Annotated in this window: 17 protein-coding genes and 1 riboswitch; of the genes, 3 read left to right on the top strand and 14 right to left on the bottom strand. The window is 25.8% G+C overall.

The features are described 5' to 3' along the window. Positions 1-78: 78 nt before the first annotated feature. From dapF to HF862_RS02520, 4 genes are read right to left on the bottom strand one after another with little or no spacing between them, the layout of a single operon-like run. A complete protein-coding gene (gene dapF, locus HF862_RS02505; protein ID WP_170186353.1) occupies positions 79-915 on the bottom strand; it encodes a diaminopimelate epimerase in 837 nt (278 codons plus the stop codon). A gap of 10 nt (positions 916-925) precedes the next feature. Continuing rightward, entirely contained in the window at positions 926-1552 is a 627-nt protein-coding gene (locus tag HF862_RS02510) for a histidine phosphatase family protein (protein WP_170186354.1), read from the bottom strand. A 13-nt stretch (positions 1553-1565) separates the two neighbouring features. Further along, on the bottom strand, positions 1566-2261 hold the full coding sequence (locus HF862_RS02515) for an LrgB family protein (protein WP_170186355.1): 696 nt from the start codon (positions 2259-2261) through the stop codon (positions 1566-1568). 1 nt (position 2262) lies between these two features. Beyond that, positions 2263-2610 carry a CidA/LrgA family protein gene (locus HF862_RS02520; protein WP_170186356.1) on the bottom strand — a complete coding sequence of 116 codons (348 nt, stop codon included), beginning with the start codon at positions 2608-2610 and terminating at the stop codon, positions 2263-2265. Positions 2611-2821: 211 nt separating this feature from the next. Between HF862_RS02520 and HF862_RS02525 the strand changes: the two genes are divergently transcribed. Next, entirely contained in the window at positions 2822-3961 is a 1140-nt protein-coding gene (locus HF862_RS02525) for a M20 family metallopeptidase (protein ID WP_170186357.1), read from the top strand. 75 nt (positions 3962-4036) lie between these two features. On the opposite strand, the gene mgsA is transcribed toward HF862_RS02525, so the two are convergent. After that, positions 4037-4420, bottom strand: coding sequence for a methylglyoxal synthase (gene mgsA / locus HF862_RS02530; RefSeq protein WP_170186358.1), 384 nt, complete (start codon positions 4418-4420; stop codon positions 4037-4039). Between the two features lie 63 nt (positions 4421-4483). Then, positions 4484-4762, bottom strand: coding sequence for an HU family DNA-binding protein (locus HF862_RS02535; protein ID WP_170186359.1), 279 nt, complete (start codon positions 4760-4762; stop codon positions 4484-4486). 327 nt (positions 4763-5089) lie between these two features. On the opposite strand from HF862_RS02535, the gene HF862_RS02540 reads away from it, so the two are divergent. Further along, entirely contained in the window at positions 5090-5980 is an 891-nt protein-coding gene (locus tag HF862_RS02540) for a fumarylacetoacetate hydrolase family protein (RefSeq protein WP_170186360.1), read from the top strand. A gap of 103 nt (positions 5981-6083) precedes the next feature. On the opposite strand, the gene HF862_RS02545 is transcribed toward HF862_RS02540, so the two are convergent. Next, on the bottom strand, positions 6084-7064 hold the full coding sequence (locus HF862_RS02545; RefSeq protein WP_170186361.1) for a hypothetical protein: 981 nt from the start codon (positions 7062-7064) through the stop codon (positions 6084-6086). A gap of 168 nt (positions 7065-7232) precedes the next feature. On the opposite strand from HF862_RS02545, the gene HF862_RS02550 reads away from it, so the two are divergent. Next, positions 7233-7886: an HAD family hydrolase gene (locus HF862_RS02550; protein ID WP_170186362.1), complete on the top strand. Its 654-nt coding sequence runs from the start codon at positions 7233-7235 to the stop codon at positions 7884-7886. A gap of 94 nt (positions 7887-7980) precedes the next feature. Here the strand turns inward: HF862_RS02550 and HF862_RS02555 are convergent, their stop codons facing one another. The 7 genes from HF862_RS02555 to HF862_RS02585 form a co-directional block, all read right to left on the bottom strand. Next, the gene (locus HF862_RS02555) at positions 7981-8262 is read right to left on the bottom strand and encodes a hypothetical protein (RefSeq protein WP_035945167.1); all 282 of its coding nucleotides are present in this window, start codon (positions 8260-8262) and stop codon (positions 7981-7983) included. A gap of 11 nt (positions 8263-8273) precedes the next feature. Further along, complete coding sequence (locus HF862_RS02560) at positions 8274-8411, bottom strand: hypothetical protein (protein WP_170186363.1); 138 nt, start codon at positions 8409-8411, stop codon at positions 8274-8276. A 23-nt stretch (positions 8412-8434) separates the two neighbouring features. Further along, positions 8435-9388, bottom strand: coding sequence for an AEC family transporter (locus tag HF862_RS02565; protein ID WP_170186364.1), 954 nt, complete (start codon positions 9386-9388; stop codon positions 8435-8437). Between the two features lie 97 nt (positions 9389-9485). After that, positions 9486-10799 (bottom strand): NCS2 family permease, encoded by a 1314-nt coding sequence (locus HF862_RS02570; RefSeq protein ID WP_170186365.1) that lies wholly within the window; start codon positions 10797-10799, stop codon positions 9486-9488. A gap of 71 nt (positions 10800-10870) precedes the next feature. Further along, a riboswitch (purine riboswitch) is annotated at positions 10871-10968 on the bottom strand. Between the two features lie 115 nt (positions 10969-11083). Next, positions 11084-11287 (bottom strand): DUF1858 domain-containing protein, encoded by a 204-nt coding sequence (locus tag HF862_RS02575; protein WP_027127825.1) that lies wholly within the window; start codon positions 11285-11287, stop codon positions 11084-11086. 151 nt (positions 11288-11438) lie between these two features. Further along, positions 11439-12404, bottom strand: coding sequence for an SIS domain-containing protein (locus tag HF862_RS02580; protein WP_170186366.1), 966 nt, complete (start codon positions 12402-12404; stop codon positions 11439-11441). 128 nt (positions 12405-12532) lie between these two features. Beyond that, positions 12533-13486: a nitronate monooxygenase gene (locus HF862_RS02585; RefSeq protein ID WP_170186367.1), complete on the bottom strand. Its 954-nt coding sequence runs from the start codon at positions 13484-13486 to the stop codon at positions 12533-12535. Between the last annotated feature and the right edge of the window lie 64 nt (positions 13487-13550).

The following is a 13550-nucleotide window of genomic DNA, read 5'->3' on the forward strand; positions in this document are numbered from 1 at the left end:
TTGCAAAAAAGTTTGACAAATAAAAAAAGAGATTAATAAAATTTTATTTTTTAAAATTTATCAATCTCTTATAAAATTTTAATATTTTTTTAAATCAACTTCTCCTTCAAAAGTAATTTCAGCTCCACCACGAAGTTTTACTCCATTTTCTAAAACTTTTATATATAAATCTCCACCTTCAGTAATTATTTTAGCTTCTTTTTCTGTGTATCCTAATTTATAAGATACTAATCCTGCTGAACAAGAACCAGTTCCACAAGCTAAAGTTCTTCCAGCTCCTCTTTCCCATGTAAATATTTTTATTGTTTTTCTATCTTTTACACAAATAAAATTTACATTTGTTTTCTTAGGAAATAAGGGATGTATTTCTATCCCTCTTCCAATTTTATTTATATCATATTGACTTTCGTTTTCCATAAATATAATTGTATGAGGAACTCCTAAAAAAATAGTAGAAAATTTTATTTTTTCTCCAAAAATTTCTATTTCTCTATTAAATACCTCTTCTCCGTCTATATTGACAGGTATATCTTTAGGATTAAAAATAGGATTTCCTATTTCTATTTCAATAGATTCTACTTTTTTGTCTCTAACTATTAAATCAGCATATTGAACTCCAGCCAAAGTTTCAATTTTTAAATTTTCTTTTTGAACAATTCCTTTTTCATATACAAATTTTACAAAACATCTTAGACCATTTCCACACATTTCTCCTTGAGAACCATCGCTATTATAGTAAAACATTTTTATATCACAAGTTTCACTAGGTAGAGCTACCATTATTCCATCTCCACCTACTCCAAATCTTCTATCACATAAATTTTTTATTTTAGGTACAATTTCTTCTAAATTATATTTAAAACCATCAATTAATAAAAAATCATTACCAGCCCCTTGCATTTTTGTAAATTTCATATATTCCTCCCTAATTTTCTTCATCTAAATGTGATGTATTTGAAAAATCTAAAATTTTAAATTTTTTATCTTTGTACTCTACTATTGTTAAACTTGTATTTTGTGGTACTTGTCTTTCAGAAAAAGTTTCAACTCCTTGATTATTTATACAAGCAAATATAGCTTCTAATGCTATCCCATGAGATACTATTAAAATTTTATCATTTTCTTTATGATTCTTCTCCAAATAATCTAATCCTTTTTTTACTCTAGTTAATACTTCTTGAAAAGTTTCTCCATTATATTTACTTGGGTCATATTCTTTTCCATTATACCATAAATTATAAAATTCTGTCGGATAAGTTTTTTCAAACTCATCTCTGGGAACACCTTCCATTTTTCCCATATCTATCTCTCTAAAATATTCTATTGTTTCTAATTTTTTTTCTTTTCTATCTTCTGTTAATATTTCTAAAGTTTCAACTGCTCTCCCAAGTGGTGATGAATAATAATGTGTAAATTGTATAGGATTTAATTTAATTTTTAATTTTCTTGCTTGTTCCTTTCCTAAACTTGTTAAAGGAGAATTTTTTACTCCTTGAAATATTTTTTTTAGATTCCACTCTGTTTCTCCATGACGAACAAAGTAAATTTCCATCTTTTCCCTCCATTTATATAAGTATTAATAATATTGGTGCTACTATGAAAGTTATTATTCCAGCTATAACTATTGATAAAGCACTCATAGCTCCTTCAACTTCTCCCATTTCAATAGCCTTTGCTGTCCCTACAGCATGACTTGAAATTCCAATTCCTAAGCCTTTTGCTACTGGATGTTCTATTCTAAAAATTTTACATACATACGGAGCCATAGCATTTCCACTTATTCCTGTTAAAATTATTGCAAAAACTGTAATAGGAGGGATTCCACCTATTAAAGCACTCAATTCCATTCCTAATGGTGTTGTTATAGATTTTGGTATAAAGGATTTTATTAAAATTTCATCAATTCCTAATAATTTACCTAAAAATATTATAGAAATTATTGCAGTAACTGCCCCTACTAAAGAACCTATTATTATAGGTAAAAAATTCTCTTTTAATTTATTTATCTGTCTATAAAGTGGCATTGATAAAGCTACTGTAGCTGGAGCTAAAAAGAAAGCTATTATATTTCCGCCTTTTTCATAATAACTCAATGGAATATTAAATAATTTTATAAATATTATTATTATGGCCCCACTTGTTACTAAAGGATTTAATAGTGGGAATTTTTTTGATTTTTCAAAAATATATAATCCAATATTAAAAGCCAATAAACTTATAATTATCCCAAAAAAAGGAGTATCTAATAATTTTATATCCATTTTATTTTCCTCCCATTTTTTTTATTAAAAATTCAACAGTTTTTCCTGTTATTCCCATAGTTAGAGCTGTAGTTACTACCAATAAAATTACTATTTTTATTATATCAGTTTTTAAATAATGATAATGTTCCATTAAATTAACTACTGCTGGTAAAAATAATAGTATCATAACTTTAATTAAATGGTCACACACATTCCCAATATTTTTTTCATTGAGAACTTTTTTATAAAGTAAAACAAATAATATTATCATACCTATAATAGTTCCAGGTAATGGTAAATTAAAAAGTTTTTGAAGTAAAATACCTAAAAAATTAATTGATAATAAAATTAAAAGTTGAATAAACATTTCTCTCCCCTTTATTTAATTTTAAGTGTATTTTAATATTATATTAGGTTATATTTTTTTAGTCAATAATATTTTTTTGTTTTGAAACATACTTATATTTCTGTACTTTTTCTGTATATTAATAACTTTATTCTTTTTATAAATATCAGTTATATTGACAAGTAAAATATAGAGAAGTATAATAATTTAAAATATTGTATGAGGTGATATTTTGGAAAAATTTTTTTATGATATTAGGTCAAAATTACATAAAATTCCTGAAATTGCATTAGAAGAATATAAAACTTCTAAATTTATTAGAGATTTTTTAAAAAATTTAAATATAGAATATATAGAAATTGGGACTAGCACCCTTGCCATTTTTTATGGTGAAGAAGATAATTGGATTGGATTTAGAGCTGATATAGATGCTTTACCTATACAAGAAGAAAATGAAAAAGAATATAAATCTAAAATAGATGGTATGATGCATGCTTGTGGACATGATGGTCATACTACTAATTTACTTTATTTTGCAAAATGGTTACAAAATGAAATTAATAATGGTAAAATTTTAAAAAAATCTATTATGTTAATCTTCCAATCTGGTGAAGAAGGAAAAGGTGGAGCTAGATTTATAGCCAATTCTGAATTTTTTAAAAATAAAACTTTTGAAGGAATTTTTGCTTTTCATGTTACTCCTGACCTAGAAGAAGGAAAAATAACTACTTGTTCTGGTCCAATGAGTTTTCAAAATATAAATTTTGATATAACTCTTACTGGAAAAGGTTGTCATGGTGCTCAACCACATAAGGGAATTGATTCCATTCTTATTGGAGCAAAACTTGTTGAAGCTTATCAATCAATAGTTTCAAGAAATATAGACCCTTTAGAACCTATAGTTTTGACTATAGGAAGTTTTAAAGCTGGAGAAGTAAGAAATGTTATCCCTGATGAAGTAAAAATTTTAGGAACAATTAGATTTTTTAATACTGAATTAATTGAATTTTTAAAAGAAAGAATTACTTCTATTAATGAGGGATTTGAAAAAGCTTTTGGAGTTAAAATCCAAATGTCATTTGTTCCCTTTTATCCTCCTGTAATAAATTCTCCTGAATTATATAGAAAATTTGAAAAGATAATTTCTAAAGAGAAATTTATAAAAAATATTAAATTATCTGGTTCTGAAGATTTTTCATTTTATCTACAAAATGGTAATAAAGGATTAATGTTTTTATTAGGAGTAAAAAATGAAAAAAAAGGGTTTATTTATCCTTTACATAGTTCAAAATTTGATTTTAATCCTAGTGTTTTAAAAGAAAGTTTTATAATTTTTAAAAATTTACTATTGGAAATGAATTCTTTTAAATAAACTTAATATAAAAAAAGGATTGATGTAATTTTTATAATAAATAGTTATTATAAAATACATTAATCCTTTTTATTTTTACTTATTAGCTTCTTCTTTTAGTCCAACTATTAAAAGTTCAGCTGTTCTTGAATTTGTAGCAACTGGTACTTTATGGACATCACAAAGACGAATAAGAGCTTGAACATCTGGTTCATGAGGCATTGCTGATAAAGGATCTCTAAAGAAAAATACAGCTAATATTTTTCCAGAAGCAATATCTGCTCCTATTTGTTGGTCTCCTCCTAAAGGACCAGACAGATATCTAGTGACCTCTAAATCTGTAGCTTGGACAATTCTTCCTCCTGTTGTTCCTGTTCCAACTAAGTTGTAATTTATAAAAAATTCTTTATGTTTTTTTACAAAATCAACTAACTCATCTTTTTTCTTATCATGAGCTATAAGAGCTATTGTTTTACTCAAGTTATTTCCTCCATTAAATCTTATAAAAATAGCTATCAATAATTGATAGCTATTTAAAAATTATTATTTGTTTAATTTATCATTGAAAGATTTTCCAGCTTTAAATTTAACAACTTTTTTTGCTGGTATTTCCATTTCTTCTCCAGTTTGAGGGTTTCTTCCTGTTCTAGCAGATCTTTCTCCAACACAGAATTTTCCAAAACCTAAGAAAGAAATTTCATCTCCAGCTAAAACAACTTCTTCTACACATTCTAAGAAAGCAGCTATTTTTCTTTCAGCTTCAGCTTTAGATGCAAATTCACCTTTTACATAATATTTTTCAACAAAATCTTTTTTTAACATAAATATATCCCTCCTTACTTGATGTAATGCTACTATCAGTACTATATCACATTTTAAAAGAATGTAAAACAAATTTTTTATCATTTTTTTTTAATTTTTTCTATTTTTTTTGTTATTCTACATAAAATGAGAAATTATAATTTAATTAATTTTTTTACTCTTTTTTTAAAAAAATAATAATTATTTCTTTTAAAAAATAATTTTTTTCTCGTACCCTTACTAGAAGCCACTCTTTAACAATTTATTAAGTTTTTTTTGATATTTTTTTTATATTATAATATAATATCATTATAGTAAAATTTATATTATTCGAAAGGAAGTGGTATCATGAAATTTTTAAGATTTACTCCTAAAGAAAAATATGAAGAATTAATTGGAGTCCTTTCTAAAGATGAAAAAGAAGTTTTTGATTTAAACTTTTTTGAATTAGGAAAAAAATATTCTTCTATGCAAGAAATTATAGAAAATTTTAATGAAGTTGAATTAAAAATTGTTAAAAATTTATTGTCTGGTAATTTAAATGGACAAGGAAAATATAAATTAGAAGAAGTAAAAATTCTTTCTCCTCTAAAAAGAACTGTTCATGACATTATTTGTTCTGGATTTAATTATGCAGACCATTTAAAAGAAATAAAGAAAGATTCATCTAACAAAGTTATGAATAGTGTTTATTTCTCTAAAAGAGCAACTAAACTTCTTGGATTAGATGATGAAATTGATGGACATTTAGATTTAGACCCTGCTCTTGATTATGAAGTTGAATTAGCTGTAATTATTGGTAAAACAGGTAAAAAAATAAAAAAAGAAGAGGTAGAAGATTATATCTTTGGTTATACAATTATGAACGATGTTTCAGCAAGAACTTTACAAGGAAAACATCGTCAATGGTATATAGGAAAAAGTTTAGATACTTTTACATGCTTAGGACCTGTTATTGTCACAAAAGATGAGCTACCTATGCCACTTAATTTAGAAATCAAAAGTATTTTAAATGGTGAACTTAGACAGCATTCTAATACAAACTTAATGATTCATGGAGTAGCAGAATTAATTAATGAAATTTCACAAGGTATAACTTTAGAACCAGGTGATATTATAGCAACAGGTACTTGTTCTGGTGTTGGTGTTGGATTTGACCCACCTAAATATATGAAATCTGGAGATATTATTGAGTGTCAAATAGAAAAAATTGGAACATTAAGAAATAAAATAAAATAATTCTTATAAAAAAGTCCTTGAGATTTCTCTTGGACTTTTTTCTATAAAAAAAGCTCAAAAGATTTTCTCTTTTAAGCTTTTAGTCTTTTTATTTCATATAATTTTAGTTAAAATATTTAGATTCCATTAAGAAACCTGGAATTTCTACATTTTGAGCCATAATTTTTTCTTTTATAGTTTCTTTGATAAGTGAGTTTAACATTTCATCTAAATCTAATAGTCTTTTCTTAGATTCATCTCTTTCTATATATATTCCATCTTCTTCATTTTTTCTTCTAGTAACATCACTATATTCTTTTCTTTCCATTAAAATCTCAACTATATCATTAGTTAATTTTTCAAATATTGAGTATTCTTCTGCATAAACTTCAGCATAAGTTTTTATTTCTAACCATGGTCCTTCTATAATCTCAATTTTATTTCTTATCATATCTAAATTTCTAGATAAAGTATATTTATCTTCTGTTAATGCTTTTATTTTCTTATCATAGTTTTTATCAAGAGATAACTCTACTGAAATAGGAGCTAAATTTCTTAAAGGTATATTAGGTAAAGTTGCTATATTTATCCCATTTCCTTTTATTATTTCTATTTTTTCTCCTTTTAAATTATTTTCAATTAAAAGTTCACTTGTTTTTACAAGCTCTAATAAAGATTCTCTATATAAACTAATTTTTTTCTTTAATTCAAAATCTCTTTCTCTTAATTCTTCCTCTTCTTTTTTTTGTAATTCATTTATATCCATTGTTAATCTTTTCATTTTTGTTTCATAAGAAGCCATTTTTAATTTTGCTTTTAATTGTGAAATCTTATCTAAACCTTCTATATTAATATCTGAAGAAGAATTAAATTCATTTTCAGTTTTTGATAATTCTTCCTTTTTAGAAGCAAATTCTGCTGAATATTTTGAAATTAATTTTTGATTTTCTACTTCTGTAAAAATTTTTATTTTATTTATTATATTTTCAATTACATCATCTACTGTAGTAAAACTAATTTCAGTTGCACTAATAAATCCTTTCTCTTCATTAATTTTTTCTTCTGTTTCTGGATTTAAAACAGCTCCATTTTTAAAAATAAACATAATTCCTCCTAACTTTACTTATCTATATATAAAATAATTACAATAATTTTCAACACTTTTTATTGTATCATAAAATAACTTTTGAGTAAAGAAAAACTATCTAACTTTTATTTTAAAACAAAAAATATGATATAATATTATAGTATACTAAATATTAAAGGAGATAATATGGCTATAAAATTAATTTTATTTGATTTAGATGGAACTCTTATGAATACTTTGGAAGATTTAACAGACAGTACAAATCACATCTTAACAATAAATAATTTTCCTACAAGAACTATTGAAGAAATCAGAACTTTTGTCGGAAATGGAATAAGAAAATTAATAGAAAGAGCAGTACCAGAAAATACCTCTGAATCTATTATAGAAAAATGTTATCAAGAAATGATTATTTATTATAAAGAACACTCTTTAATCAAAACTTCCCCTTATTCTGGAGTAAAAGAATTAATAAAATCTTTACATTCAAAAGGTATAAAAATAGGAATTATCACAAATAAAGCTCAGAATTCAGCTGATGTTATTGTTGATAAATTTTTTAAAAATTCTATTGATTTAGTTATTGGAGATAATAATAAATTTCCTTTAAAACCAAATCCAGATAGTATTAATGAAGTTATCAAATATTTTAATGTTTCAAAAAATGAAACTATTTATATTGGAGATTCTGAAGTAGATTTACTTACAGGAAAAAATGCTGATGTAAAAACTATTGCTGTTTTATGGGGATTTAGAGACAAAGAATTTTTAATAAAAAAAGGTGGAAAAATTTTTGCTAAAACTTCAAAAGAATTAGAAAAATTGTTAGAAACTTTTTAATTTAATAATTTTTAATAAATATTTTTATTAAATTCATATACTTTATTTAATAAAAAAAGAGATATTATAGTAATGTATAATATCTCTTTTTATTTTAGAAATTTATAATCTCAACTGATGCTTCGTACCAAGGACCTTCTTCATCTTCACCATACTCTATAAAAAAATTCACCTGCATTTCATCTAAAGTAAATCCTATAGCATTTTCTTCATCTACTTGAAATATCTCTATATTATTAAAATTAGTATTAGCTAAAGCTTTTGAAACACTTTCTGTTGTTTCTACTAATTCAATTAAATCCTCTGTTATTTCAAAACCTCTGTTTTTAAATTCTTCGTCTATTTTTTTTACTATTTTTTCTATTTTTTTATCCATATTTTCTCCTTTTATCTAAATAAACTTATAAATCTTTTCCATTTTTTTATAAATGATAAAATAAATTTTATTTTTTTTATTTCCCAAGGGATTTTTTTTAAAGATTTTTCCATCTGTAATTCTATTTCTCTATCAAAATTTTTGTTCATTTCCTTTTCCTTAATTAAATTTTCTATAAGTAATTAAAAGTTTTCAAAATAAATATCCATAAAAATAATGTTAATATAGATATTAATGTTGAAGATACTACTAATTCAGCAGCTAAATCTTCATCTCCTCCAATTTCTTTTACCATTATAAATGAAGATACAGCTCCTGGAGCTCCTGTAGCCCCTAATATTCCTAATAAATGCTCATTTGTAAATCCAACCTTTATTCCTATTGTCATAGCTATTAAAGGTAAAATTACTAATTTTATTGTATTTGCTATCATACTTAATCTTAAATTTTTTACTAAACTATCAAACTTCAAAGTAGCTCCTAATACAACAAATGATAATGGAGTAGCAACTTGTCCCAAACTAACTATAGGATTTTTTATAAGTTTTGGTAATTTTATATCTAAAAATACAACTATTAAAGCTAGTGTACTACAAATTATTAAAGGATTTTTAGCTATTGAAACAAGTACTTTCTTAAAATTTACCTTTTTAGTTGCGTAACCTTCTAATAAACTTACTGCCATCATATTTGTTAAAGGAATAGCAGCTGCACTAACTAAAGACATTACACCCAATCCTTTTTCTCCATATAGTGACATTGCCATAGGAATTCCAAATAAAGCTAAATTTGCTCTATAAGCCCCTTGAATCATTACAGGAATTTTATTTCTATCTGTCATTGTTCTCTCAAATAAAAAATAACAACATATAGTTATAAAAAATAATGACCCCCATATAATTCCTACTAACTTTAGATTTTTTACATCTAATACAGCTTTCACATCCATATTTGATATATTTATAAAGAGTAAAGAACTCATAAATATCCTAAAAACTAATTTATTCATAATACCTAAAGACTCGTCTGTTACCATTTTTTTCTTTCTCACATATACACCAATAGCTAACATCACAAAAATAGGAAAAACTACATTTAAAGATACTAATAAATTTTCAATCATCATAGTTATTATTAGGTATTTATTACCTTCCTCCTTATAAAAAAAGATAGTGTAATGAATTAATTACACTATCTATTATATAATATTTCTTAAATTTATGCTAGAAAAATTTAGCTATAAAACTACTCATTAGACCTGAAATTTCTAAGAATGAAAAATATGCTACTACCCAAAGGATTATATTAACTTCTTTTATTTTTCCAACAAATATTTTTATTAAAACATAAGATACAAATCCAAAAGCTAATCCTATTGAAATACTATATGATAATGGCATCATAGCTATTGTTAAAAAACAAGGTATAGCTGTTTCTAAATCTTTTAAATTTATATCAAGTAAGTTTTTAAACATAAATACTCCAACTATTATTAAAGCTGGGGCTGTAGCATATCCTGGAACTATTCCTATTACTGGTGATAAGAATAGTGTTAAAAAGAAACAAAAGGCTGTAGTTAATGATGTTAATCCTGTTCTTCCTCCAGCAGCTATTCCTGAAGCTGATTCAACAAAAGTTGTTACTGTTGAAGTTCCTAATAAAGAACCTATTATTGTAGAAGCTGCATCAACTTCTAATATTTTATCAATTTTATCTACTTTTCCATCTTTGTCTATAAGTCCAGCTTCATTAGCACAAGCTAATATAGTTCCTAATGAATCAAATAAATCTACAAATAAGAATGAAAAAATAGAACCTATTAAAGCTGGTTTCAAAGCTCCTATTATATCTAATTTAAAAGCTATTGGAGCTATACTAGGTGGCATTGATACAAATTGTTTTGGCATTTCTATTTCTCCAACCATAATACCTAAAATAGTTGTTATTAATATCCCTAAAAGAATCCCACCTTTTTTCTTTCTAACTTCTAAAAATCCCATTATGATTAAACCAATTACAGATAATGTCAAGGGCTTTGTAAATTTCCCAAGTCCAACTAAAGTAGCTGGATTATCTACGATTAATCCCATTGTTTGCATTCCTAAAAAAGCTATAAATAATCCAATTCCAGCTCCTGTTGCCAATCTTAGTTCTATAGGAATTGCTTCTATTAAAGCTTTTCTAACTCCAGTCACTGTTAATATAACAAATATTACTCCTGATAAAAATACAACTCCTAAAGCTTCTTGCCATGTTGCTCCTTGTCCAAAAACAAGTGTAAAGGCAAAGAAAGCATTTAATCCCATCCCTGGAGCCATAGCAAAAGGTGCATTTACCCAAATTCCTGTAAGTCCTGTACCAATAATTGCTGATAAACAAGTAGCTGTTATTAAAGCTCCTTGGTCCATCTTAGTAGCAGAAAGAATAGCTGGATTTACAAATACAATATAAGCCATAGTTAGAAATGTTGTGATACCAGCAATGATTTCTTGTTTTACTGTTGTGTTTTTTTCTTTAAGTTTAAAAAACTTTTCCATAAAAATCCTCCATAAAAATTAATAAAATTATAAAAAGGCCTTTTAAAAAGGCCTTTTATTAACAGAAAATAATAAAATATGTAGCTGGCCATAGTATACAATTTACGGTTGTATGTAGAAACGCCTAACCATATTATAGGCTTATATGAAATCCTTATTATTATTTTTATATCACATGATAATATATTTTGTTTTTTTTGTCAAGAAAAATAAAAACATTACATTAGTATTTTATTAAAAATAAAAAAACACCTTAATTTCTTAAGGTGTTATAGTTCAATTTTTTATTTAGATTCTTCTTCTATTAGTCTGTTGATTTCATCGATTATAATATCAGCATTTAACCCATGAGATTCAATTCCTTCTCCTAAAGTTTCTCCTGCTGCAACCATACATCCTATACATCCTAATCCATATTTTCTAAATACCATTCCTACTACTGGATATTTTCTTGCTACTTCCAATATATTACTATCTCTTGTTACCATATAAATTCACTCCTTAATTTTTATGTTATTATATTTCTTTTCAAAAAATATTATACTAAATATTTTTTGCTTTGTCAATAAATATGAAAATAAATACTTTGGTCTATAAAATTATTTTTTACACTTTATATTTTTGAAATCAAAATATTTTTTATCTTCCTACTACATTTAATAAATCATGTACTCTTACTATTCCAACTAACTCTCCATTTTTCATAACAGGTAAAACTGATATTTGATTTTCTCTATTTTCCATTAAATCTAAAGCTTCAATGGCCATTATTCCCTCATCAGCATAAGTAAAGTCTTTTGTCATAATATTTTCAGCTTTCATTTTAAAGAATTCTTCTTTTTTACTCAAAGCTCTCCTTAAATCTCCTTCTGTTATTATTCCTACCATTTTATTTTCTAAATTCATAACACAAACTGCTCCCAATCTTTTTTTAGTCATTTTTAAAATAACTTCATCAACTGACGAAGTATCATTTACTAATGGAAGATTATCTCCTGTATGCATAACATCTCTTACTTTCATTAATAATCTTCTTCCTAATGTTCCCCCTGGATGATAAACAGCAAAGTTTTCAGGTTTAAAATGTCTTCTCTCTATTAAGATAGAAGCCAAAGCATCTCCCATAACAAGAGTAGAAGTAGCAGAAGACATAGGAGCTAAATTTAATGGACATCCTTCCTTTTCTATTCCTATATTTAATATATACTTTGCTTCTCTTCCTAAAGGAGATTTTTCATTTCCTGTCATTGCTACTAAAGTGGCTCCTATTCTTTTTATTGAAGGAATTAATGATAATACTTCTTCACTATTTCCACTATTAGAAATTGCTATAACTATATCTTCTTCACATATCATACCCAAATCACCATGAAGTCCCTCTGCTGAATTCATAAATATTGCATGAGTTCCTGTAGAGGATAAGGTAGCAGCTATTTTTTTTCCTATAAGTCCTGATTTTCCTATTCCAGTTATAACAACTTTTCCTTTTGAATTTAAAATTAATTCAACAATTTTTTCTATATTATCATCTAATTTATTTCTTACTTTTGTAAGTTCTTCTATTTCTGAATCAAATAATTTCTTTGCCATTTCTATTGAATTCATGATTTCATCACATATAAATAGTTAATATTTATATATCCTCCTTTATTTTTAATATAATAATATTATAACATTTTATTAACATAAAAAAAACTATCTTTAATTTTTTTATTAAAGATAGTTTAAATTTTCTATTTTATTTCTTCAAAGTATTTATTTAATCTTTCCTTCTCTATTTCTAAATCTTTTATAAGTCCTTCTATTATTTCAACAACACTTTCTTTTTTTGTGACCATAGAAGCTACTTGTCCAGCCATTACACTTCCTTCTTTTACATCTCCATCTACAGCTGCTAATCTTAATCTTCCTGTTCCTTTTGCTTCTAAATCTTCTACTGATGCTCCATGTTTTTCCATTTCTAAAAGTTCTTTTGCAAATTTATTTTCAATCACTCTTACAGGATGACCTGTATAATTTCCTGTTGCTACAGTAGATCTATCTTTAGCTTTTATTATTGCTTCTTTATAATTCTCATGTACATTACATTCATCTGCTACTATGAATTTAGTTCCTACTTGTACTCCTTCTGCCCCTAAAGCAAAAGCTGCTAAAAATTGTTTTCCTCCTCCAACTCCTCCAGCTAAAACAACAGGAATTGAAACAGCATCTGCAATTTGTGGAGTAAGAGCCATTGTTGTTATCTCTCCTATATGCCCTCCCGCTTCTAATCCTTCAGCTACTAAAGCATCTGCTCCTATCTTCTCCATTCTTTTAGCTAAAGCCACAGAAGAAACAACAGGAATAACTTTTATTCCAGCTCCTTTTAATTTTTCCATATAAACTCCAGGATTCCCAGCTCCTGTTGTTACTACTTTTACTCCTTCTTCTATACAAATATCTATTTGTTCTGCTACATTTGGCATCATTAACATTAAATTTACTCCAAATGGATTATCAGTTATTGATTTAGCTTTTTTTATTTCTTGACGTAAAATTTCTATTGGCATTCCACCACCAGCTATTATTCCTAATCCACCAGCTTTTGAAACATGTCCTGCTAAATTTCCATCAGCTATCCAAGCCATAGCTCCTTGAAAAATTGGATATTTTATTCCTAATAATTGACATATTCTATTTTTTTTCATTCTTCCTCCTAGTAATATTATTATATTTCTCAAAAATTATATCATCTTTTTTATGTTTGTTCAA

Source organism: Fusobacterium sp. FSA-380-WT-3A, assembly GCF_012843705.1.
Taxonomy (GTDB): Bacteria; Fusobacteriota; Fusobacteriia; order Fusobacteriales; family Fusobacteriaceae; genus Fusobacterium_B.